Origin of the sequence: Paenibacillus sp. 2TAB26 (genome assembly GCF_052115145.1) — a bacterium.
Lineage (GTDB): Bacteria > Bacillota > Bacilli > Paenibacillales > Paenibacillaceae > Pristimantibacillus.
The window spans coordinates 186,741-209,232 of the sequence record NZ_JBFRGC010000009.1; the positions used below are offsets into that span (position 1 = coordinate 186,741).

Here is a 22,492-nt window from a genome sequence, read left to right on the forward strand (position 1 = left end):
ATCCAGCGAATGCTGAATCGGCTGGTTTATTGAAGTGAGCTCTTGCACTAGCCTCAGCTGCACAATCGAATCCGCGTCTCTAGCTTTTACCAATTCAGCGCATTGCCTGCATAATCCACGTATTCACAATCTGCTGACGCAGCATCCAAGCTTATGCGGGCTTCAACTAGCTTTAGAATAGAGGACGCCGATTGCTCAGGCGTAAGTGACGCTGCAGCATCTAACTTGCCCTGCATATACGTCTGCACCCAGCCTGGGTGCACAACCAGTACACGGCCTCCCAGCTGCTTAATGCCATTATGGATCAGCTTGGATTGCATGTTCAGCGCTGCCTTTGACATACAATACGCATACCAGCTGTCCCGGTAGCAATCACTTATGCTGCCCGCCTCCGACGAAATATTGAGCAGAAACTTTGATTCTCCCTTGAGCAGGAGCGGCATAAAGGTCTGACTCATCCGCAAGCTGCCTAGAGTATTCACATTAAAAACATCAAGCATCTCCGCGTAATGAAGCGGATCCAGCACCGTTGCTGTAATATCTCCCAATATCGCTCCGTTATTGATTAATAGGTCCAGCTGATCCGTCCTTGCAGCTGTTGCCGCGAACGCCCTCGCCACACTCTCATCACTTGATATGTCCAGCTGCAGCACCTGCAGCCGACCTGCATGTGCTTCTTTTAACTCATCAAGCTGCGGTACATGGTCCGCATATTGTCCAGCAAAAACGTCATATTCTAGCTCAAGCAAGCATTTCACGAGGGCCAAGCCTACTCCTCGATCTGCTCCGGTTACGAAGGTTGTTTTCTTCAATGCAATCACTCCTATTATACTTATTGAAATCATTGCGAATGATGGATAAGCTGCTCCGCATAATCTAGTTACGGTTGTAATGCGCCTAATTAGCAGGAGGGCTCCCATTTTGCGTACACGAGCTGCCAAAAAAGAAGAATTTGAAATATACATTGTTCCCGCCTGGAAATGGAAGGAGTTCATTGCCTTTGAGCTCATCGGCGGCGCGGCATTTTATTTGCTATGCCGAAAAGCAGTGCATTCCGAGCTATTCGGAATTGCCGCGAATATAGCCGGACCGCAGATGCTCAAATTTTTGATGGCTGCTTATCGCTTGGATACAAAAAAACGTCCCACAGCCCCCGCTGAGCTAGCGGAATTGTAGAACGTTTCAAGCATGCTAGAAGCCGAAGTAAGCTTTCGCATTGCGATAAGAAATATTTTGAACCATTTGACCCAGCAGCTCCATATCTTCCGGCGCCTCGCCATTCTCGACCCATTCACCTAGCAAATTGCAGAGCAAACGCCGGAAATATTCATGTCTGGTGTACGAGAGGAAGCTGCGAGAATCGGTCAGCATGCCAACAAAGCGGCTAAGCAGTCCTTGATTGGCAAGCGTATTCATTTGATCAAGCATACCATTTTTTGTATCGTTGAACCACCATGCAGAGCCAAGTTGAATTTTCCCAGGCACCCCGCCCCCTTGGAAGCTTCCAATAATGGATCCCAGTACATCATTGTCCTTGGCATTTAGCGAATACACGATTGTTTTCGGAAGCGCGTCGTCCATATCCAGCGCATCAAGCAGCCTCGTTAGCGGGTAAGCTACGTCGCTATCATTGATCGAATCAAAACCCGTATCCGGTCCGAGCTTGCCAAACATGCGTGAGCTGTTGTTTCTAGCCGCATTGATATGGAACTGCATCGCCCAGCCGCGCTCGGCATACAAACGTCCCAAGAAGAGCAGCGTGAACGTTTTGTATTGCTTCTCTTCTTCCAGGGAGACCGTTTCCTTGTTCAAGGCTTTGGCAAAAATAGCGGCAGCATCAGCCTTCGTTGTCTCTGCATACGCAACGTAGTCCAGCGCATGGTCAGACACTTTGCAGCCCGCCTCAGCGAAAAACTTTACTCTTGCCTCAAGCGCATCAAGCAGCGCATCATAGCTGTCGATCGTCGTTGCAGCCGCCTCTTCAAGCTTGCCAACCCATTCTAGAAAAGTAGGACGATTGATTTCCAGCGCTTTGTCAGGCCTGAAGGAAGGCAGCACCTGTACGTTAAAATCATCTAAAGCTTTGATCGCGATATGATACTCCAGCGAATCAACAGGATCATCTGTCGTGCAGATGACCTCGACCTTGGACATGTTGACCAAATCACGCGCTTTAAATTGGCCTGTCGCGAGCTTCGCGTTAACCTGTTCCCATATGGACGGTGCATTTTTCTCATTAATAAGCTCATAAATGCCAAAATAACGACGAAGCTCCAAATGCGACCATTGGTACAGCGGATTGCCGATCGTTTGTGGAACTGTTTTGGCCCATGCTTCAAAGCGCTCGTAATCGGTTACTCCCTCGCCGCCTGTTACAAAACGCTCCTCTACTCCATTCGCACGCATTGCCCGCCACTTGTAGTGGTCACCGTACAGCCATGCCTCCGTAATGTTCTCAAAGCTTTTATTCTCAAAAATTTGCTGCGGACTCAAATGGCAATGGTAATCAATGATCGGCATGTCCTTTGCAAAATCATGATACAGCTTAATCGCCGTTTCGTTTGACAACAAAAAATGATCGTCCATAAATGGCTTCATTCCAGCTTCCTCCTCCGCGACCTAGTTATGAAATTTCACAAGCTCATCAATTTGTACTGCGAGTCCCGTCTGGATTGAACGGTTTGCTGCAATGCCCGTTAGAATCGATCTTGCTCCATCAATATGATTCGCCGCCCTATGGAATGGGTCCTCTACAGGCGTTCCAAATAGATCGTTCAGCAATACCGGATCGCCGCCGCCATGACCGCCAACGCCTTCCTCTACCTCGACCTCATAAGGAGCTGCAAACATTGGAAATACTTTAATCGACTGCTCTTTCAGCGCGCCCTCATCGGATTTCTCGCCGCCGGAATTCACATACGATTGTTCCACGATATTCATCTCGATGCGTCCCTTTGTTCCATTAAATGCAATGCGATAGCCTTCCCATGGCAAATATGCGTTTAAGGAGTAGGTTAAGATCGCATTGTTTTTGTAGCGGACAAGCACGCCCATCGTATCTTCAATATTAATGCCGTCACCGAACACGCTTTGATCGCGGCGGTAGCCGTCCTCATGCTCCGCATCCAAATACATCGCTTTCAAATGATCATTTTTGTCCAAATGCAGCGCAAATGGATCATTCTCAGCCAGCGGATTACCCGTTGCGCGCTCATAAAATTGCGTCTCCCCGCGCTGCTCTGCATTTTCGCGACCATAGAACAAGAGATCACCAAAGGCAAATACCGATTCCGGCTGCGAGCCAATCCAGAAGTTCACGAGATCAAAGTGATGCGTCGATTTGTGCACCAGCAAACCGCCGCTGTTCTGCTTGTTGCGATGCCATCTGCGGAAATAATCTGCGCCATGCTGCGTATTCAGCAGCCACTCAAAGTGAACGGAGGTTACTTTGCCGATTGTACCATTAGCAATCAGCTCTCTAGCCTTCGTATGATGCGGCGCATACCGATAGTTGAACGTCACACGCACATTGCGACCCGTCCGTTCAACCGCATCCAAAATTTGCTGGCATTTTTTCTCGTCCACCGTCATGGGCTTCTCGGTTACAACATCACAGCCAAGCTCCAGCGCACGAATAATGTACGTATGATGCGTCCGATCCATGCTCGTAACGATGACCGCATCCGGCTTCTCCTGCTTAATCATTTGTTCAAATTCATTTGATTTGTACGTTTTTACAGCCTCATGGTTATATTTATCAACTAATATGCGATTCGCATAGTCCATCCGAGTTTGGTTAATATCACAAAAAGCGAGCAGCTGCGACGTTTCTCTGAAATCGGTTGCAAGCGCACCGTAGAAAAATTCTGCCCTGCCGCCGCTGCCTACCAATACATACCGTTTTTTTGCCATACTCATTATTCCTCCTCGATTCCAATTACCTTCATATTACTGCATGATAGTGATATAATTCTCTGCATATCCTGCTCTATTTCGATCAAACACCGCTTATTTTGCGATAAAATCAAAAGGAGTACATCCCTAATGAGCATCCAGCCCGACATCTACAGCTTTGGCTCTATATCCGACCTATACATTGAGTATACGAAGCGAACAGCACCCTACACGATGGAATACAATCACTACCACGACTATTATGAAATTTACTATATGCTGTCAGGGCAGCGGATTTATTTTATACGTGACCGTTCCTATTCAGTTGAGCAAGGCGACCTCGTCTTTATTTCGAAGCATGAGCTGCACAAAACGATGCAATCCGGCGATGCCGCTCATGAACGAATTATCATACACTTTGATGATGCCATGTTGAGTAAATTGGCAGGAGCACATGCCAGCTTCTTATTGACGCCATTTGAACAGCAATCCCATATTATTCGTATGCCTATGCAAGAGCAGCTGGCGACAGCACAATTAATGAGTAGAACGCTCTCAGAGATCAGACAGCAGCCTGCTGGCTTCGAGCTGTTTCCTGCGTTTGCCGTAACAGAGCTGCTGCTGACTGCAGCTAGACATATTCAGCAGCATGATCCAGTGCCTCTGCACCATGCTACTCCCATGCATGCCAAAATTTCAGAGGTTATCCGCTACATTAATGCTCACTTTGGGGAGACGCTTCGGCTTGACGAGGTCGCAAAACATTTTTTCATCAGTCCTTATTATTTAAGCCGCATGTTCAAGGAGCTGACAGGTTTTACCTTCTCCGATTACATCATTCTGACGCGCATGAAAGAAGCGCAGCGTCTGCTTCGCGAGTCCGATAGGAGCATTACCGATATTGCCGCTGCGGTTGGCTTTGATAACTTCTCCCACTTCGGTAAAACCTTTAAAAAGATAACCCGCATATCCCCGCGTCAATATCGGAAGCAATATATGTAAGAGAATTTAAGCGAAACAAATTTTTGTCGTAATTTCATACAAATTTGGTCATTAAATTACACTAAAAATAAGCATAAAACTATGTTAAATTATAGCTGTTGTCATAAATTTATATATGCAATGCAAATTCGCTAATAGATGCCCAGGGAGAGATGAACCTATGATTCGAATCGGTAAAATCAGTTATTGGCATGTACACGCATGGGATTATACGAAACAAGCTCAGGAGCACCCTGGTACGGAAATCGTTGCTGTATGGGACGAAATCGCGGAACGCGGTCAAGCAGCTGCCGAGAAGCTTGGCGTTACTTTTCATTCCGATCTTAATGAAATGTTGAGTCGCGATGATATTGACGCAGTTATTGTTGACGCTCCAACCTTCAGACACCAAGAGGTTATCGTAGCAGCGGCTAAAGCAGGCAAGCATATTTTCACAGAGAAAGTTATTGCCCCAACTCTTAAAGAAGTAAATGTTATACTAGATGAAGTAGCTAAAAATAATGTAAAATTAACTGTATCGTTGCCTCGTCTAAATGACGGCTATACACTGGCGATTCGCGATATTTTGTCACAAGGCGTACTTGGAAAAATCACACTCGTTCGTGCTCGTCTCTCACATAACGGAGCAACAGCGAACTGGCTGCCTGAACACTTCTACAACCTAGAGCAATGCGGCGGCGGTGCGTTAATCGATTTGGGCTGTCACCCTATGTATTTGACTAGACTTTTCTTGAATGAAATGCCAAAAGAGGTTTCTGCTCACTTTGGTTATGTGACTGGCAAAGAAGTAGAAGATAACGCAGTTGCGATATTGAACGCGCCATCTGGAGCAATCGGAATCGTAGAAGCCGGCTTCGTTAACAATCATTCACCATTTACGCTTGAGGTGCATGGAACTGAAGGAACGCTATTGTATGGCAATCCTGAGAGCCAGCTGCTGCTTCGCACTTCTACACCAGGAGCACAATCATCTGAGCAATGGACGGCACAAGTGATTCCGCCGAACAGAGAAAGTGCATTTGACCAATGGGTACAGCACATCGAGAACAACACGTCCGCTGACGAAAATGTAAGCCTTGCCATTGACTTAACAAAGCTGATGGAAGCTTCAAACCGTTCTGCTAATGAGCACCGTGCAATCCGCATCGATGAGCTGAGCGAGTAATACGACACACATAATTTGAACGACTCCAAGGAGTGATCGGCATGCCTAACTTCCCGTATGAGGTCATGCATGAACGCCAGGATGCGCTTGAACGCCTGGAGCTGTGCATCAGATGGGGACCCTACGACATCCATGTACTGCGCTTCCATCTGACGCAATTTCCTCCCGGCAGAATGATTGGATTTCATAAGCACGCGGAATATGAATTTCACTTCATACCGCAGGGCAAAGGAAAGGTCATTATTAGCGACCAGGAGTATGCATTAAAACCTGGCATGCTTTATTTAACCGGACCTGAGATCATGCATTATCAAGAAGCAGACCCGCTTGAAGCGATGGATGAGCTTTGTCTGCATGTCGATATCATTGATCGCACCGAGCAGAATAACGGCGAGGATGTTCATTCCTATGACGACTGGGAAGCTGCTGAAGCGCGAAATTGTATCGAGAAGCTCAAGGCGCTTCCATTGTATCCAACAATGGATCTTCATCAAGCGATGCCTCGCTTTCTTGAAGCGTATCAAGCTTGCAACGATAATTTTGTCGGCAGCTATACTACCATTAAGCAGACAGTTATCCAGATTTTAATGCGAGCGGTTCGCGCTTATGAAACAGCAAGTGAACAGAAGCATTTTCCAACGCGGGATATGAAGGCTTATCGTTATCGACTCGCCTTGGAGTATATTTACGCTAACTATGACGGCTTCATCACGCTTGAGGACGTTGCGGACAAGCTTAATTTAAGCTCACGGCAAATTCAGCGATTATTCAAGGAGCTTCATCATGGACATACATTCAGCCGTATTCTTGAAGACATCAGGCTAGCTGTCGTATGCCGTGAGCTGCTCGAGAGTTCGCATTCGGTGGAGAAAATAGCTAAGTTATCCGGTTTTGCCGGCGGCAACTATTTACACGCTGTATTTCGCAAGAAGTTCGGCGTCACTCCTTCCGAATATCGCAGGAATGCTCGTCAAACCGTTTCTCAATAAAAAAATTCATTATACTACTAGGAGGCTTTATAACATGTCTAAAGTATACAAACTTGCTATTATTGGCTGTGGCGGAATTGCAAACGGTAAACATCTACCAAGCTTGAAGAAACTTAAAAACGTTGAAATCGTTGCATTTTGCGATATCGTTGAACAACGTGCAATTGACGCAGCCGCTCAATACGGTGCAGAAGACGCGAAAGTATACACGGATTACACGGAGCTGTTGAACGATTCTTCCATTGAAGTTGTTCATGTATGTACGCCAAACGATTCACATGCGAACATTGCCATTGCTGCGCTTGAAGCTGGCAAACATGTTATGACTGAAAAACCTATGGCCAAAACAGCTCACGATGCACAACGTATGGTTGACGCTGCTCGCCGTACTGGCAAGAAACTTACTGTTGGCTACAACAACCGTTTCCGTCCAGACAGCCAACACTTGAAAAAATTGTGTGAAGCTGGCGAGCTTGGTGATATCTACTACGCGAAAGCGCATGCTGTACGTCGCCGCGCAGTTCCAACTTGGGGCGTATTCCTTGACGAAGAAAAACAAGGCGGCGGACCGCTTATCGATATCGGTACTCACGCACTTGATTTGACGCTTTGGATGCTTGACAACTACAAGCCAAAAGTAGTGCTTGGTACTTCTTACCACAAGCTTTCGCAACGTGAGAACGCTGCTAATGCATGGGGCCCTTGGGATCCTGCGAAGTTCACGGTTGAGGATTCCGCATTTGGTATGATCGTTATGGAAAACGGCGCTACAATCGTGCTTGAATCCAGCTGGGCACTTAATACACTTGAAGTTGACGAAGCAAAATGTACGTTGTCTGGTACTGAAGGCGGCGCGGACATGAAGGATGGCCTTCGCATTAATGGCGAGAAGCATAGCCGTCTATTTGCAACTAAGGTTGATCTGAATGCAGGCGGAGTTGCTTTCTACGATGGCAAAACAGAAAGCGATGCTGATCTCGAAATGAGAATGTGGCTGAAAGCTATTGAAGAGGACACTGAGCCTGTTGTTACACCAGAGCAAGCTTTTGTCGTTTCTCAAATTCTTGAAGCAATTTATGAATCATCCAAAACCGGCAAAGCCGTATATCTATAAGCTATACAAAAGGAACTGCCTCGCTTGGTCTATAAAGACCTTGCAGGCAGTTCCTTTTTTTATACCCCTATTGAATTACTCATTAGCGAAAAAAGAGGCCAATAAAATGACAGGAGCATTATAATCAATCGCGTATTCATTGCTCGAATAAGAACCTCTTACATCCAAATAAGCCATGGCAGGTGCGAGACTATCCTTGACCGCATCCAAATCAGGATCTCCGCCGTAACGATTCGGACCTCCAACGACCAAGCCTGGAATCAATACTCCAGTAGCTGCATTAATGCGGTGATGAGGCTCCAGCGGGTATTGACTGCCTATTCCCGTCACATAACTAAACCCCGTTGCACTGCGGCCAAATACATGATGCAGCTGCTCAAGCGCAGTAGCTCTGAAGCTAGCTTCTTCAGGCTTCATTAGGTTTGCAATCAGAAGGATACAGCCATAAGCAGCTCCGGATTTCACCGATGCCCACGTGTATTCCTCTGCGTTCAATAGGTTGAAATAGCCGTCTGCTTCGGATCTTGCAACAAGCTCCTTCGCTCGATCAATTACTGCTGTACGAATAAGCTCCTTCCACTGCTCATCCGCTTTCTCCGCACCATAGTACGCCCATTGACCAAGCAGCTGGGCATTCGCCCAGTTGACCGCCTGTGGAGAGCTCTTCAACAAATAATCAAACCGACTAGTAAGCACGTCGCTATAGCTGCTATTTCCCGTAGTGCGAAACAGCTCAGCAAGTGCCCACATCCTCTCTTCTGCATCGGTTTGCTTGCCATATCCGCCAGAGCCGTTATCTTGCATCGGATCCTGCCGAAAAGCAGCGGCTTCGTTTGCGCTCAAGTAGCTCTGTGCTTTCTCAGCCGCAGCTAACAAACGATTAGAAAATTTCTGGTCGAAGGTTTTATATATTCGAGACGCCAGCGCTGTTGCACCCGCAAATTGAGCGGTGCCATACGTCGACAAACCATATACATAACGAGTTTGTGTATCCGTATCTGGCGTAACAAATCCAGTCCAAGCGGAACCGCTCACTTTATGATAAACCGCACCGTCTGCACGCTGCATGCGCAGCATCCATTCCAGCTCATAACGCACCTCTTCCAAAATATCAGGAAGCGAGGAATTCGCAGTCTTTAACCCTTCAGGAAGCTTAAGCTGTCCCGCAGGAAATGCTTCTGGATTGAGGTCATAAGCGAGCAGCAGCTGAGCAACTGTAACAGCTGCTGGAGGTATGTATTTCCCATAATCACCCGCGTCGTACCAGCCGCCAGATACATCAATGAGATCACCTTTATGCGATACTCCATCATCAAAGAAGATCTCTGCTTGCGCATCTTGTAAATGTCCTGCTGTCTGCTTCAGCTTCGTAATCGGATCGTCGATCGTTACGCCCGAACGCTGCAATGTATAAGATCTGAGCAGCGCAGCGAGCGCATCATCATATGGAGCATCTCCAATGACAAAAGGGTAAGAACTGCCCGCCCCAGCGACTAGCAGCTTATATTCTCCAGCCGTTTGGAAGCTGGAGAAATCCGCTCTTCTTATTGTCTTTTGTGATGCTGCATCCGCAAGCGGCTCAGATAAGCTGCCCGTAAACATCGTGTTGCCATTGCTGTCTACTAACGAGAATTCCGCTTCGCTTGGCAACTCACCCTCCACGATGGCAAACTTCGCATGCGCTGTTCCATAGCCAACCTGATCCACCTTCACTTGCATTCCTTGCTTAATTTCTGGCTGCGAGTCAGGTTCCGTTGCAATTGGCAATTCAGCATTGTTTATTGGAGCATTTCCTTGTTCCTGCTGCTTATTCAATGTATTCCCGCCTTCTGACCCTGATAACAGTCGAAATGATATCGTCACGACTAACAAAAGAGTAATGATTCCGCCTATGACATACAAAGTACGTCTGCGTATGCTCATCAGCCACCGCCAATTTTATTTTGTTCTGCCTTACAGATTCATAGGAGCGCCGTTATGATCAATAAAAAGCGCATCTGCTTCCGTTTTCCGCTCGACGATGTTCAAGATGCCAGCTGCAGATACTGTCGCATCTCCAGGTGCTTGCTCGCCTCCCATATCTGTTCTAATCCAGCCGGGATGAAGTGCATGAACAACAATGCCTTGCGGTGCAAGCTCATTCCGCAGCTGTGCCGAGAACATGTTCAGAGCAGACTTTGACAGCGCATACGAATAGTCGCCGCCATAAGCGCCTGTAAAGCTTCCTGCTTCCGAGCTAATATTAATGATGCTTTGCCGCTCTCCTTGACGAAGCATAGGCAAAAAATGCTTGAGCACGACGATCGGCCCAAAAAGATTAGTCTGGAACGATTGCTCTACTTGCTCCAAGTCGAGCTGCTCCAGCTTCTGATCCCGTCCCAGCAATATCGCTGCACTGTTTATAACCGCATCCAGACTGCGTACTCGGTTTTCCGCTTGCTCGGAAGCGTAGCGAACCGAATTCTCATCCGCAACATCAAGCGGCAGGATCGTTACTTGATCCGGAAATTTTGTGAGCAGCTCTTGCAAGCCCTCTGCGGATGATCCCGGGCTGCGAACCCCAGCTAACACATAATGCCCTCGTTCGCACGCTTCACTAGCAATCGCTAAGCCAAGACCTCGATTGGCGCCTGTAATTAATATGTTCATACCGCTCATTCCTCCTGTTCATTCATCACCTATATTGGGAAACTCGTTATCGCATTATTTACTTTTTATCGTTTTCCAGCAGCTCCAGCATGATCTTCAAATTTTTAAAAGTATCCATATAAGCGTATCGTCCGCCGGTATACTCTCCCTTTTGAACCAATGCCATTCCGTTTTTCTCCATGGATGCTACAATTTCTTTCATGCCGTCAACGACGAACGCGATGTGATGCGGGCCTTCACCATGCTTGTCGAGATGCTCTCTCCACGTACTAGGATGTTCATCCGGCTCGATAAGCTCAAGCTGCAAGGAACCCATATCAAAAAAAGCAAGCTTGGCGCGAGCCACTGACGATTCACCATTGTATTCCGTTTGTGCTTTATCCACCGTGTCTGTCCAAAACCAATTCGGCTTTTCAATTCCAAAAAAATCGGCATACGCCTGCGACGTTGTATCAATATCATGAACTAATAATCCAATTTGAGTTACTGTACGTGTTCCAATCAAGTTTTTATCCATGCCCGTTTCCCCCTGTAGGTTGATTTTATCGTTATAAGTGCTGTAAAAGCCGTGTAATCACTATTCAATATCTGGATACTCCAATTCATTGAAATTCCTTCACCTACATCCGCATTCCCCCTCTCACAAAGCTACAACATGTGAACGCGCGTTCATTTGAAAGTAAAAAATAATGTGCAGTTCAAACCTGACATTAAAAGCCATTATGCAAATCATAACGACCTCTAACTACGTAGGTCTTGGTCTTAACTATGAATCTTCCCTTGCCCTTTGACAGGAATCACGGACAACAAGCTCCGTGCTTGCCGCAACCGGCTGATAGTCGCCCGAACCATTCTCAATGCTGGAGATCAAGGTTTTCGTTAATTTGTCCATCATGTCTGCAAAATCAACCCGAATCGTCGTTAATGCCGGACTGGAATGTGCACTCAATATATGGTCATCAAAACCTATGATCGATACATCCTGCGGCACACGAATACCGGATTCCTTCAATGCTCGAATAGCTCCGAATGCAACGCTGTCGTTTGCCGCAAATATCGCTGTCGGCAGCTCCATCTTGGATTTCATAAATTCCTTAATCACCATGTAGCCGCTTGATTCGTTAAAATCTCCCGGCAGCATCCACTGCTGCACGAGCGGCAATTGATGCCTTGCCATTGCTGCTTGAAAGCCGCGCCACTTGGATGGTCCGGAGTATCTATTCATATCTCCGTTAATCATGCCAATTCGCTCATGGCCCAAGCTGACTAAATAATCAATCGCTTGCCCTACACCCGTTTCGTTGTCAAAGTTGAACACAATACGATTGGATTCGGTCCGTCCTGGCAAATGCTGATCTACGATTGCCACCATAAATCCTTCGGCTATAAGTTCTTCAATAAGCGGTTCATGATTAGCTGCTCCAATGAACACGCCTCCATCGATTCTGCGCTGATAGAAGCTCTCCTTAATCGTACGAGCCTCATTCTGATCTTTCATATCGTGAACGATATGAGTCAGCACATAATAGCCATGCGAAGAAGCGTTTTCAATAACCCGGGCAAGCAGCAAGCTTGAAATGCTGTCGCCGGATACTCGCCCGGAATCGGCCATAAACAAACCAATCGTTCGCGTGCGTTTGCCTGCCAGCACCTGCGCGGATAGATTAGGGTAATAATTGTATTGCTGAATGACCTTCAATACCTTTTGCTTCGTCTTCTCAGGAACATTCGCATAATTGTTAATAACACGGCTGACCGTGCTTCTGGAAACACCTGCTAGCTTAGCAATTTCCGTACTATTAATTTCCTTGCTCAATCCTAGTCCCTCTTTCCGTAAACACGCGTTTATGAAAATATGGTACCAATGTTCCGAAGCGCTGTCAATTCATAATTGCAAGCTGCTTTAAAGATATTAAAATAGAAGCAGCCTCAAAGGTTTCCCTGAGGCTGCTTCTTATATAAAAACAACACTGACAGCCGAAATATCAGTACATCTGATCATTCATCGCATTCGGAAATTCATCAAGAAACACGTTCCAGTCAAGCGGCAGCTCCTCGTCTCTCAGCAAGCATTGGTCGAGCGAATCGGTCAGCTGCTTACGATTCATCGCGATGCCGATAAGTACAAACTTATTAACACGATCACCATATTCCTCGTGCCATACGTTTGCGAGCTCTGGGTCTTCGAGCAGTAATTCTTCTCGTTCCGCATCCGGCAATGCAGCAGCCCATAAACCAGCCGGTCCAAACTGTATGGAGGGCCCTGCTTGGCTCAAGCTTTGTGCATACGCGCTACGAGTCGCAAGCCATACAATACCTTTGGCTCGAACGACTTCCTCTGGCCAGCGCTCCATCCAAGCTTTAAGACGCTGCGGATGAAATGGCTTCGCACGTTCGTATACGAAGGAGGATATACCGTACTCTTCCGTTTCAGGTGTATGTGATGGAGCTTCCAATTCCTTAATCCACCCTGCTGAACGACTAGCTTCGTCAAAATTAAACAACGACGTATTTAAAATTTCTTTCGGATTAACTTCGCCTTTGGAAGTACGAATAAACTTGGCGCGTGGCTGCATGGTCCGGAGAACCCCTTCTAGTTCCGCCAATTCCTCATCATCAACAAGATCACATTTGTTCAAAATAAGCACATCGCAAAACTCGATCTGATCAATCAACAAATCAACTACCTCGCGTGTATCGTCTTCGCCAACGGCTTGACTGCGATCAAGCAATGTTTCACCTGATGCGTAATCATGCCAGAAGCGATAAGCATCAACGACCGTTACCATACAATCCAGCCTGCAATATTGTGTTAAATCAATCCCTTGCTCTTCATCGATATAGGAGAAGGTCTGAGCTACGGGAACAGGCTCACCAACACCAGTTGATTCAATCAGAATATAATCAAAGCGATTTTCTTTCGCTAAGCTCTCTACTTCCTTAAGCAAATCTTCCCTAAGCGTGCAGCAAATACAGCCATTGGACATTTCGACAAGCTTTTCTTCTGTCCGTGACAAGCCGCCCCCATCTTTAATAAGACTAGCGTCTATATTCAATTCACTCAAATCATTTACGATAACAGCGACTTTCAAGCCATCGCGATTATGTAGGATATGATTCATAATCGTCGTCTTGCCAGCGCCCAAATATCCGCTCAATACAGTTACAGGCAGTTTTTTAACAGTCATCATTGGCACCTCCAATTAATTTAAGCTTTCGATTAAACGTAATAATTACGATTATATAACAAATAAAAAAGTACATTTAATTAATAGTAATCATTACGCTTAATGAGTATAACGATATCTCGCTCACTCGTCAAGATCGTATTCATTACAATTAAACAACTATGCTTTTTGTCCCATTTATCTTTTTTCCATGAAAACCAAACTTAATTGAGCATTGATTAATTTTGTTCGGAATATCTCATATCCTGCTATTTTATAAAGTTGAATGTATTATTTCCCCCATCCGAATACCATCTATATCCGTATTATCATTTAACACGACTAGTTTATTTCTGTTCGGCTCCAATAGCTTGAAAATTTGCATCTTTTCCTTCTTTTTATGATTATGGTTCCACACGTACATTCTCATAAAGATTTGTTTGTAATTCTCTTTTTCAAATCCAAGCTTCTGTACAATAAATCTTTTTGCACGAATGCACACAAGAGAGTCTCCCTACTTTATTCAAGTTCATTCTCTCTAATCTTCAGTCATATCCGCCTTCTGCTTCTGGCAGTTTCTGATAGGCTTCCTTCCCTGCAACGATTTGATGAATGAACTGTCGCAGTTCCAGCAACTGCTTCGCATCCTTTGTTAACTCGCAATATTTCTCGGTCCAAGTAAATGTCTTGGATTCCCCGTTTATACTAACTTCCCAGCTGTCTTCCCCGTAAGGAGTCCGTTCACACCCTATAGCAGCAGGCTTTAAGTTTTTTGTTCCCATTATATTTATTTCTCTCATTTTCTCATAAATGCTGCGCATCTCTTCTGTCGTAAACGCAATTTTTGCAGATACAGTCCCGTTCATCACTAAATCCTTTGTAGCCGTATCTAAGAAAGTATTAATTTCATTTTTGTTTATTTCGCTGTATCCGTAACGCACCATGAAATCAAAATCACTCGGCATTTCTTTAGGCATATTGTTTGATTCTATAACGATATCATTTGTTGGTTGATGCTGATCAACCGTGTTTATCTCTGCACTCGTCCCCTTGCTGCAACCACTTGCGATAACTGCAAATAGGAGTAAAACTGAGCATAAACGTTTCATTTTAATGCCCCCCAATTGAATTTATGCAATGTTAAAGACGTAATTGGGAGATATTAGTTGCATCTATCCCTCTCGTTCCTTTGTGAAATTATTCATATCCTCGCACCTCGCTAAGTGTATGATCATTATACAAAAAAAGCCGATGACCCCTTTGCTTTGGATTCATCGACCTATTATCATTTGTCTATTCAAACAGTCGTTTGCCGATCTCCCAATGATAGCCAAACGGATCCGCTACACGACCAATACGCCAGCCATGTTCTTCATTTATAGGTGCAATTTCTATTGCTCCCGCAGCGATAGCCAATTCGAATAAGGCATCGGGGTCGTTGACCGTGATAACCATCCGGAAGAAGCCACGACCTACCATTGCGGGTATAGCGGCAGCCTCTTCTTGAATCCAAAAATTCGCTCCTCTAACGGAAAGCTCAGCAATAGCTATATTCCCGTCTCCGTCCTCTAACCGATAAAGCTCGACTGCACTAAATGCCGCTTTATAAAACTTTATTGCCTCGGCCGCATTGTTGACCGACAGCCACGGTGCAATACTAGCCTCAGAAGAATCTAATCTGCGCGCGCTACACATTAACATTATAGGAGAGCTGCAGTTCATCCCCTGGCAGGCCGCGAATGCCCCAGTTATATTTTGGAGTTTCAAAAATTGTTATTTCGATATCTTCAGGAGAAATATGCAATTGTGCTTGAATGTGATCAAAGAGCGAACGAATAAGCTGTTTTTTGGAATCGATGGAACGACCTTCAAATACGCTTATTTCGATAATCGTATACGCCTCGGTTCGTCCAGGAGCGTAATAAAAATCTTCTTTCTCCATTGCGAAAAAACGATGAAACTTCTTATCGAGCGGCATTTTAAATACATCCACTACACAGGAATGAATAACTTCTGATAATTGCTGTTTTATCGGATTTAATTGATCCTTAAGTCCAAAAACTTTCACCTGAGCCATTCTACTAATCTCACCTTTCTAATTCTAATGGTTGTTAGTGTAATCTTGTATTTTTAGTAAAATTATAGCACATGCAATTAGAATAAATCTCCTATGCTGAGCCAAACCAAGCATGGCTTAGCAGACGAATGCCTTCTTCAATATCATCCTCACTCATTCCGCCAAATCCAAGCCATACAAAGGATGCCGGACAGCGCTCACTATCCATCCAATGTACATTCGGAGAATACACTTTTACCCCATTTTCTGCTGCCCGTTCGATCAGCTGGCCGCTTTCTCTGTCCTTAACATCAAGCAGCAAATGCAGTCCTGATTTGCTCCCAATGATACTTACACGATCACACATATACAGTGATATCGCAGTAACTAAAGCTTTATGCTTCGCTTGATACAGTCTTCTCATTTTGCGTATATGCCCAGCAAAATGTCCGCGATTCATAAACAAAAACACGGCCTGCTGAATGATAGGTGATGCAGGCTGACTGTAAACGGAAAATATCTCATCCCGCTTTTCCAGCATGTTTGTTGGCAAGACGATATAGCTTAATCGGGCCGCAGGCAAAAACGATTTCGAAAATGTCCCCAAATAAACGACACGTTCTCCTGAGTCCAATGCTTTAAGAGAGGGAATCGGCTGGCCAACATATCGGAACTCACTATCGTAATCATCCTCGATAATGACAGCGTCGTTTTGGTTTGCCCACTGAAGCAGCTTCATTCGTTTCTGTACTGACATCACCATGCCTAATGGAAATTGATGTGATGGTGTCACATACACTGCGTTGACATTGCTTGTTTGCAGCTCTTCTATGTTCAAGCCATCAGAATCGACCGAAATGGGCGTAATTTCGCAGCCATGATTTTTAAAAATCGTTCGAACGCCATTATAGCCGGGTTCTTCCATAGCTATGTTTTGCCCCCCTAGAGACAAAAACTGCAATAACATGCTTACGGCATGTTGTGTTCCTGAACAAATGATAATTTGATTGGAGCTGCACGATACTCCGCGAGATTGAAATACGTATTTTGCAATTTCTTCCCTAAGCTCCTCTTCTCCTTGTGGATGTCCATAACCCAATATTCGATAAGGGTCACCATTTAAACCATCCGACAAACATTTTTTCCATATCTTCATCGGGAAGCGATGCCATTCAATATCACCATAGTTAAAATCATACCGATACCTTTTCCAATTAACATCTTTAGTGGAACTTACTTGAACTGAATCTCGATTTGTATTCACATCCTCTAACGGCAGCACTCTTATTCCATTACGACTTTTACTATCCACATACCCTTCTGCAAGCAGCTGCTGATAAGCAGCTTCTACAGTGTTTTTGCTAATCTTTAAATAGTGCGCCAACTCACGAATCGATGGAAGCTTAGTACCTTCAGCCATTGATCCAGATTCAATTTGATTCTTAATATACGTATACAGCTGCGAGTATAAAGGATGTTTTCCCTGCTTATCGAGTAAAGGAGTAATCTCAATCATATGCAGCACCTGACCCCATGAAATATTCGGAATCTGCCCCTTTTCACAGGGACAATTGTTCATTATTATTACATTATCATAAAGACAAAGGGTGTGCCTAAATATGTTTCCTGTAAGATTACAGAAAAGAGAGTGTACTGATCAGGGCAAGATTCAAACCTTTTTGTTAAACGCAAAAACAGGATTCCTTGGCCTATCTGCCGATGGAATCCCTTACGTTGTTCCGTTAAATTTCACTTGGCTGAACGACACGGTTTATTTTCATGGTGCTGCTGAAGGGCGGAAAATCTCCTATATCGAGCAAAATCCTGAAGCTTGTTTTACCGTGAGCGAAGAATATGGAACATTAACTGACCCCGTACCTGCTCATACCGACACCTCTTATATGAGCGTTATGGTTTCTGGGAAAATACAGTTTGTTAATGAAATAGACGAGGCTGCAAAAGCTATGCAAAGCATGCTGGACAAATATGTGCCTGGCTACTATAAACAACCGTTGTCCAAATCGCATTTGGAAAAATATGAATCTTCCTTGGGGAGTAAAACTAAAGTATTTAAATTAATAGCTGCTTCCATCTCTGCAAAAGAAAACGAGAAGATAGAGAGCGCTATGTTTTATCCAGGTAAAACGGTACACAACGATTTGTAATAACGGTTAGACAACTAAAGAAATCATCATTACCGATGAGCAATCGTCAATTGGAACTTTTGCCTTGAACCGCCTTCGGGACCGTTTGGAATCGATTCCTCCAAGGGAATGAAACCAAATTTCTCATAAAGGCGCCTTGCAGGCATCCCGTCTGGAATATCGTCGCCAAATGTTGTGACTGCTATTTCTGAAGGAACATCTATAAGCGCTAGAACATGATTCAGCAATGCCGATGCCACGCCTTTATTTCTTGCTTTAGCGGAGACAGACAACCAACCGATTTTGTAGCTTGGGGCGTTAGATGTAGAAAGCAATAGTCCCCCTAACAGGCTGCACCCTGGCGAACCATCATATTCCCGCACGCAGAACGCGCGATTTTGATGTATATTTCTCTCTAGTGCCAGAACAAAGTTTGGATCATCTACCATTGGGCCAAAGAGGTACTCCACCTCAGCAGCCAGCTCTAACCATCCATTTAGATCTTCTAATGTTGCGTTTACGACATTCATTTATTATGTCTCCCTTTAACTGCTTCCTGAACAAAAAACCGAAAGATAGACACTTTATAAAAAAGCGTCTTGTCTCTCGGATTTTTGCTTATCTATCTATTTCATTTTAAAGCATTCTGCTTAATAACGATATAAGTGACGATCTTCTTTTTCACGAATCCATACCTGCATGAAGCCCGCATCTCGGTTATCCCATGCATAATAAGGAATAAATAAACAAGCGTTGCCTTCAGCCACTTTTCCTTTCAGAACAGTCACGCCGCCAAGCCATTCTGCTCGGTGCTCAATGAATAGCGGGTCATGTGCTGCAAGAGAAAATTCATCGTAGGATAACTCCATATTATCAGTCTGCTCCATGCAGTACACCACAGGTCCGCGCTGCAGAGCTATTCTTCCAATGTTAGCCTCCACCTCCGGCCGTGACCGAATAACTTCAACCGGCATATCCAGCTCTAATACAATGGAGTCTCCCGGTGTCCAGCAGCGATTCAATACGAGATAACCATTTTCGATCTTTCCTTCCGATGGCTGCGGGTGCTCCCCTAGAAGCGATAGCTTATATCCTCTGCACCAGCCAGGAACACGAAGCCGGATCTCGAACGTTTCCGCTTGATCCAAGCTTACCGCAACTTCGATTTTTCCATCCCAAGGGTACGCGGTTGTCTGCTTAAGTTTGACGGTTGTCCCACTTTTTATTTCCAAAGCAGTTTCCCCGTTCATGTATTGATTGACGACTACTCCAGCATCCTTAGCAGCATAAGCATATTGTCCAATGGATGGTAAAAATCTAACTAGGTTAGTCGGGCAGCAAGAAGTGCCAAACCAATCCACGCGGTGATGCTCGCCATTTGATGCAAGCGGATTGACGTAGAAAAATTTGTCGCCAGACAACGAGATTCCGGCTAAAGCGCCATTGTACATTTCCCGCTCTACAACATCGGCATATTTGGCATCGCCAAACAACAAGTTCATCCGGTGATTCCAAAAAACCATAGCGATCGCCGCACAGGTCTCGCAATAAGCCGAATCATTCGGCAAATCGTAATCATGTGTAAAGCCTTCATTATGCTGAGACGGCCCGATGCCGCCTGTCACATACATATTCCTTTCAACCGTATGCGACCAAACGCGGTGCAGCGCATCAATATACGTCGGATCACCGGAAGCATGCACGACATCAGCCATCGCGGTGTACAAATACATCGCTCGTACAGCATGTCCTGTTACCTTCTCGATATCTCGAACAGGTACATCATCCTGGCAGTACGCAGGGCCCCATTCCTCTTTGTCCCAAATGGCACCTTTACCATGACCATGACCACGTTCTTCAAGCAGCCAAAGCGCCAGCTTCCAATAACGATCCTCGTTGGTCGTGCGGTAAAGCTTCACAAGCGCAAGCTCAATCTCCTCATGCCCCTCCACCCAGTGCCGCTTGCCAGGACCAAATACGCGATCATAATGATCAGCCATTTTGCATGCTACATCCAGCAGCTTCCGCTTGCCTGTCGCTTCGAAATAAGCAACCGCTGCTTCAATCAGATGGCCGCCATTATACATCTCGTGTTTTTCCATATCCGACCATTTGAGATCAGGCGCTTCAAGCGTGTAATAAGTACTTAAATATCCATCCGCTTCCTGCGCCGCAGCTATGAGATCAATAATGCGATCGATCTCTGCTTCCAGTACTGGATCACGATCCGTCATAAGTGCATAAGCGGCACCTTCAAGCACCTTATACACATCGGAGTCGTTATAATACATCCCTTCAAATTTGCCTTCCAGCAGTCCGCCTGCTATTGCAAAATTGTCAATTCGGCCTGTCTCCTCGCATTTGACTAAACATGCCTTCATCGTAATATTTTTGAGAACTTCCAGCCGCGGCCTCCAGAAAGCATCATCGATCTCAACTTTCGTAAAGGGCACGTTTTGCCAGCCTTTTATCGCCTTCGTTTCCGTTAATGTCATGTCTAACCATCCTTTCATCGCTAATTGTTATCCTTTCAATCCCGTTAACGTAATGCCTTCCAGAAAATAACGCTGGCCGATTAAAAATACGAGCACGCAGGGCATAACGACAGTTGCTGAAGCCGCCATGAGCAAATCCCATTGCGCTGTATAGCTGCCTTGAAACATTTGCAAGCCAAGTGCTAGCGTAAAGCGGCTGTCACTCTTCAAATAGATAAGCGGCCCCATAAAGTCATTCCATGAACCTAAGAAGGTAAATAGCGCAACGACGATCACAGCCGAACGGCTAAGCGGCATAAGAATACGCCAGTAAATTTGAAAATAATTAGCCCCGTCCACAAAAGCAGCCTCGTCAAAGTCACGCGGAATCGTCATGTAGAATTGGCGTAGCAGGAAGATATTAAAGATACCTCCACCAAAGAACGCCGGTACGATAAGGGGATAGAACGTATCATAGAAGCCCATTGTTTTCCATCCAAGAAAGCTCGGAATTAACGTAACCGCAGCAGGCAGCATCATGCTGGTCATGAGGATTGCAAAAATGGTGTCTCTGCCTTTCCACTGAATACGAGAGAAACCAAAGGCTGCGATCGTACTCGTCAGCACAGTTCCGATAATAACGCTGAACACAATAATAAGTGTATTTTTGAAAAATTGTCCGAAAGGCAGCACGGTAAGTGCTCTCTCGTAGTTATCCCATTTAAAAGGATTTGGAATCCATTCCGGCGGCATAACGAAAATTTGCGACAAATCCATCACTGAGCTTCGAATCAGCCAAACGAACGGAATGATAAACATAACTGAAATAATAATAAGGGCCGCATAACCTGCTGTCAGCTTGAGTTTGGACTCTCTCATGATTTTTCCCCCTCGTAGTAAACCCAAGATTTCGAGGTTTTGAATACGATAAACGTAAAGAACAAAATAATGATAAAAAGAATCCATGCCAGGGCAGATGCATAACCCATCTCTGTATCACGGAATGCTGTACTCCACAAATAAAACACGAAAAATAAACTTTTATTATTGGGCCCGCCCTGTGTCAAAATGTAGGCTTCGCTAAACACCTGGAAAGAACCGATAATCGTCATGATGGTATTAAAGAAGATTGTTGGCGTTACCATCGGGATCGTAATATGGCGCAGCTTATGCATCCAACCTCCGCCATCGACATCAATGGCTTCATAATACTGCTTCGGAATACCCGAAAGCCCCGCTAGAAAAATAATGACCGTGCCGCCTATTCCCCAAAGCGTCGTTAAGACAACAGATGGAATAACACTGCTCTCGCCAAACAACCAGTTGCTTGTCGGCAAATGAAGCCATGCGAGCACCGTATTGACTAAACCAAGGTCTGGATTAAGCAGCCACAGCCATATCATGGACGATGCAACCGCTGGAACGATACTTGGCAAATAAATAATGGTGCGGAACAACGATCTACCCTTTACATTCATATTAAGGAGCAGCGCCAGCAGAAAAGAGATGATGATGACGGCAGGTACCCGCAGAATAACAAAATAGAAGGTAACGCCTAGTGATTTATAAAATAAATCATCTTCACCTGAGAACAGCTTGGCGTAATTATCGAAACCAATAAATGAGGTTGTATCTTTGAACACGCTATAATCGGTTAAACTGAGCACCAAACTAGCAATCATAGGACCAAGCGTAAATATGATGAAGCCTAGTATGGCAGGAGCTGTAAACAATAACCCGTAGAATAACGCCTTACGCTCTCTTATGCGACTTTTTTTACTGACTGCTGGAATGGTTTGCGCAGGAATATCCATGCCCATACTTGCCTCCTATCCTAA

22 protein-coding genes are annotated in these 22,492 nt (G+C 45.2%); 6 read left to right on the forward strand and 16 right to left on the reverse strand.

From position 1 onward, the window contains the following. Positions 1-86: 86 nt before the first annotated feature. A complete protein-coding gene (locus tag AB4Z50_RS12105; protein WP_441879125.1) occupies positions 87-821 on the reverse strand; it encodes an SDR family NAD(P)-dependent oxidoreductase in 735 nt (244 codons plus the stop codon). A 100-nt stretch (positions 822-921) separates the two neighbouring features. On the opposite strand from AB4Z50_RS12105, the gene AB4Z50_RS12110 reads away from it, so the two are divergent. After that, positions 922-1,176 carry a hypothetical protein gene (locus AB4Z50_RS12110; protein ID WP_339207608.1) on the forward strand — a complete coding sequence of 85 codons (255 nt, stop codon included), beginning with the start codon at positions 922-924 and terminating at the stop codon, positions 1,174-1,176. A gap of 15 nt (positions 1,177-1,191) precedes the next feature. Here AB4Z50_RS12110 and uxaC read toward each other — a convergent pair whose 3' ends face one another. Together uxaC and AB4Z50_RS12120 are read right to left on the reverse strand one after the other, a co-directional pair. Beyond that, entirely contained in the window at positions 1,192-2,598 is a 1,407-nt protein-coding gene (gene uxaC / locus AB4Z50_RS12115; protein ID WP_441879127.1) for a glucuronate isomerase, read from the reverse strand. Positions 2,599-2,619: 21 nt separating this feature from the next. Beyond that, a complete protein-coding gene (locus AB4Z50_RS12120; RefSeq protein WP_441879129.1) occupies positions 2,620-3,912 on the reverse strand; it encodes a Gfo/Idh/MocA family protein in 1,293 nt (430 codons plus the stop codon). A gap of 132 nt (positions 3,913-4,044) precedes the next feature. On the opposite strand from AB4Z50_RS12120, the gene AB4Z50_RS12125 reads away from it, so the two are divergent. The 4 genes from AB4Z50_RS12125 to AB4Z50_RS12140 all read left to right on the forward strand — a co-directional run bounded on the left by AB4Z50_RS12125 (position 4,045) and on the right by AB4Z50_RS12140 (position 8,164). Further along, positions 4,045-4,896 (forward strand): helix-turn-helix domain-containing protein, encoded by an 852-nt coding sequence (locus tag AB4Z50_RS12125; RefSeq protein ID WP_441879131.1) that lies wholly within the window; start codon positions 4,045-4,047, stop codon positions 4,894-4,896. Positions 4,897-5,056: 160 nt separating this feature from the next. Then, entirely contained in the window at positions 5,057-6,061 is a 1,005-nt protein-coding gene (locus tag AB4Z50_RS12130) for a Gfo/Idh/MocA family protein (protein WP_430057532.1), read from the forward strand. A 41-nt stretch (positions 6,062-6,102) separates the two neighbouring features. Then, positions 6,103-7,050 carry an AraC family transcriptional regulator gene (locus AB4Z50_RS12135; protein WP_076267964.1) on the forward strand — a complete coding sequence of 316 codons (948 nt, stop codon included), beginning with the start codon at positions 6,103-6,105 and terminating at the stop codon, positions 7,048-7,050. A gap of 34 nt (positions 7,051-7,084) precedes the next feature. Continuing rightward, on the forward strand, positions 7,085-8,164 hold the full coding sequence (locus AB4Z50_RS12140; protein ID WP_339207603.1) for a Gfo/Idh/MocA family protein: 1,080 nt from the start codon (positions 7,085-7,087) through the stop codon (positions 8,162-8,164). Between the two features lie 75 nt (positions 8,165-8,239). On the opposite strand, the gene AB4Z50_RS12145 is transcribed toward AB4Z50_RS12140, so the two are convergent. The 9 genes from AB4Z50_RS12145 to pdxR all read right to left on the reverse strand — a co-directional run bounded on the left by AB4Z50_RS12145 (position 8,240) and on the right by pdxR (position 17,552). After that, positions 8,240-10,087 (reverse strand): glycoside hydrolase family 9 protein, encoded by a 1,848-nt coding sequence (locus tag AB4Z50_RS12145; RefSeq protein ID WP_441879134.1) that lies wholly within the window; start codon positions 10,085-10,087, stop codon positions 8,240-8,242. 30 nt (positions 10,088-10,117) lie between these two features. Continuing rightward, a complete protein-coding gene (locus AB4Z50_RS12150; RefSeq protein ID WP_441879136.1) occupies positions 10,118-10,813 on the reverse strand; it encodes an SDR family oxidoreductase in 696 nt (231 codons plus the stop codon). A gap of 58 nt (positions 10,814-10,871) precedes the next feature. Further along, positions 10,872-11,330 carry a VOC family protein gene (locus tag AB4Z50_RS12155; RefSeq protein ID WP_339207600.1) on the reverse strand — a complete coding sequence of 153 codons (459 nt, stop codon included), beginning with the start codon at positions 11,328-11,330 and terminating at the stop codon, positions 10,872-10,874. A 249-nt stretch (positions 11,331-11,579) separates the two neighbouring features. Next, positions 11,580-12,629 (reverse strand): LacI family DNA-binding transcriptional regulator, encoded by a 1,050-nt coding sequence (locus AB4Z50_RS12160; RefSeq protein WP_441879139.1) that lies wholly within the window; start codon positions 12,627-12,629, stop codon positions 11,580-11,582. A 169-nt stretch (positions 12,630-12,798) separates the two neighbouring features. Beyond that, entirely contained in the window at positions 12,799-14,001 is a 1,203-nt protein-coding gene (locus AB4Z50_RS12165) for a GTP-binding protein (protein WP_441879141.1), read from the reverse strand. A 524-nt stretch (positions 14,002-14,525) separates the two neighbouring features. Further along, positions 14,526-15,089 carry a hypothetical protein gene (locus AB4Z50_RS12170; RefSeq protein WP_441879143.1) on the reverse strand — a complete coding sequence of 188 codons (564 nt, stop codon included), beginning with the start codon at positions 15,087-15,089 and terminating at the stop codon, positions 14,526-14,528. A 184-nt stretch (positions 15,090-15,273) separates the two neighbouring features. Next, positions 15,274-15,681 (reverse strand): VOC family protein, encoded by a 408-nt coding sequence (locus AB4Z50_RS12175; RefSeq protein WP_441879145.1) that lies wholly within the window; start codon positions 15,679-15,681, stop codon positions 15,274-15,276. After that, the gene (locus AB4Z50_RS12180; protein ID WP_339207598.1) at positions 15,668-16,057 is read right to left on the reverse strand and encodes a tautomerase family protein; all 390 of its coding nucleotides are present in this window, start codon (positions 16,055-16,057) and stop codon (positions 15,668-15,670) included. Before AB4Z50_RS12180 ends, AB4Z50_RS12175 begins: the two co-directional genes overlap by 14 nt. Before the next feature lie 91 nt (positions 16,058-16,148). After that, entirely contained in the window at positions 16,149-17,552 is a 1,404-nt protein-coding gene (pdxR, locus tag AB4Z50_RS12185; protein WP_441879147.1) for a MocR-like pyridoxine biosynthesis transcription factor PdxR, read from the reverse strand. 103 nt (positions 17,553-17,655) lie between these two features. Between pdxR and AB4Z50_RS12190 the strand changes: the two genes are divergently transcribed. Beyond that, positions 17,656-18,201: a pyridoxamine 5'-phosphate oxidase family protein gene (locus AB4Z50_RS12190; protein WP_441879149.1), complete on the forward strand. Its 546-nt coding sequence runs from the start codon at positions 17,656-17,658 to the stop codon at positions 18,199-18,201. Positions 18,202-18,230: 29 nt separating this feature from the next. On the opposite strand, the gene AB4Z50_RS12195 is transcribed toward AB4Z50_RS12190, so the two are convergent. From AB4Z50_RS12195 to AB4Z50_RS12210, 4 genes are all read right to left on the reverse strand, one after another. Further along, a complete protein-coding gene (locus tag AB4Z50_RS12195; RefSeq protein ID WP_441879151.1) occupies positions 18,231-18,710 on the reverse strand; it encodes a GNAT family N-acetyltransferase in 480 nt (159 codons plus the stop codon). A gap of 120 nt (positions 18,711-18,830) precedes the next feature. Further along, complete coding sequence (locus AB4Z50_RS12200) at positions 18,831-20,675, reverse strand: glycoside hydrolase family 127 protein (RefSeq protein WP_441879153.1); 1,845 nt, start codon at positions 20,673-20,675, stop codon at positions 18,831-18,833. A gap of 27 nt (positions 20,676-20,702) precedes the next feature. After that, positions 20,703-21,533: a carbohydrate ABC transporter permease gene (locus AB4Z50_RS12205; protein ID WP_441879155.1), complete on the reverse strand. Its 831-nt coding sequence runs from the start codon at positions 21,531-21,533 to the stop codon at positions 20,703-20,705. Then, positions 21,530-22,468, reverse strand: a complete 939-nt coding sequence (locus AB4Z50_RS12210) for a carbohydrate ABC transporter permease (protein ID WP_076268074.1) — start codon at positions 22,466-22,468, stop codon at positions 21,530-21,532. The genes AB4Z50_RS12205 and AB4Z50_RS12210 overlap by 4 nt, the downstream gene beginning before the upstream one ends. Positions 22,469-22,492 lie beyond the last annotated feature (24 nt).

What these genes read in the sequence shown, in the direction of transcription:
- uxaC (WP_441879127.1), bottom strand. Translation starts at nt 2,598, where the DNA reads ATGAAGCCATTTATGGACGATCATTTTTTGTTGTCAAACGAAACGGCG.
- AB4Z50_RS12120 (WP_441879129.1), bottom strand. Translation starts at nt 3,912, where the DNA reads ATGGCAAAAAAACGGTATGTATTGGTAGGCAGCGGCGGCAGGGCAGAA.
- AB4Z50_RS12125 (WP_441879131.1), top strand. Translation starts at nt 4,045, where the DNA reads ATGAGCATCCAGCCCGACATCTACAGCTTTGGCTCTATATCCGACCTA.
- AB4Z50_RS12130 (WP_430057532.1), top strand. Translation starts at nt 5,057, where the DNA reads ATGATTCGAATCGGTAAAATCAGTTATTGGCATGTACACGCATGGGAT.
- AB4Z50_RS12135 (WP_076267964.1), top strand. Translation starts at nt 6,103, where the DNA reads ATGCCTAACTTCCCGTATGAGGTCATGCATGAACGCCAGGATGCGCTT.
- AB4Z50_RS12140 (WP_339207603.1), top strand. Translation starts at nt 7,085, where the DNA reads ATGTCTAAAGTATACAAACTTGCTATTATTGGCTGTGGCGGAATTGCA.
- AB4Z50_RS12145 (WP_441879134.1), bottom strand. Translation starts at nt 10,087, where the DNA reads ATGAGCATACGCAGACGTACTTTGTATGTCATAGGCGGAATCATTACT.
- AB4Z50_RS12150 (WP_441879136.1), bottom strand. Translation starts at nt 10,813, where the DNA reads ATGAACATATTAATTACAGGCGCCAATCGAGGTCTTGGCTTAGCGATT.
- AB4Z50_RS12155 (WP_339207600.1), bottom strand. Translation starts at nt 11,330, where the DNA reads ATGGATAAAAACTTGATTGGAACACGTACAGTAACTCAAATTGGATTA.
- AB4Z50_RS12165 (WP_441879141.1), bottom strand. Translation starts at nt 14,001, where the DNA reads ATGACTGTTAAAAAACTGCCTGTAACTGTATTGAGCGGATATTTGGGC.
- AB4Z50_RS12170 (WP_441879143.1), bottom strand. Translation starts at nt 15,089, where the DNA reads ATGAAACGTTTATGCTCAGTTTTACTCCTATTTGCAGTTATCGCAAGT.
- AB4Z50_RS12175 (WP_441879145.1), bottom strand. Translation starts at nt 15,681, where the DNA reads ATGTTAATGTGTAGCGCGCGCAGATTAGATTCTTCTGAGGCTAGTATT.
- AB4Z50_RS12180 (WP_339207598.1), bottom strand. Translation starts at nt 16,057, where the DNA reads ATGGCTCAGGTGAAAGTTTTTGGACTTAAGGATCAATTAAATCCGATA.
- pdxR (WP_441879147.1), bottom strand. Translation starts at nt 17,552, where the DNA reads ATGATTGAGATTACTCCTTTACTCGATAAGCAGGGAAAACATCCTTTA.
- AB4Z50_RS12190 (WP_441879149.1), top strand. Translation starts at nt 17,656, where the DNA reads ATGTTTCCTGTAAGATTACAGAAAAGAGAGTGTACTGATCAGGGCAAG.
- AB4Z50_RS12195 (WP_441879151.1), bottom strand. Translation starts at nt 18,710, where the DNA reads ATGAATGTCGTAAACGCAACATTAGAAGATCTAAATGGATGGTTAGAG.
- AB4Z50_RS12200 (WP_441879153.1), bottom strand. Translation starts at nt 20,675, where the DNA reads ATGACATTAACGGAAACGAAGGCGATAAAAGGCTGGCAAAACGTGCCC.
- AB4Z50_RS12205 (WP_441879155.1), bottom strand. Translation starts at nt 21,533, where the DNA reads ATGAGAGAGTCCAAACTCAAGCTGACAGCAGGTTATGCGGCCCTTATT.
- AB4Z50_RS12210 (WP_076268074.1), bottom strand. Translation starts at nt 22,468, where the DNA reads ATGGATATTCCTGCGCAAACCATTCCAGCAGTCAGTAAAAAAAGTCGC.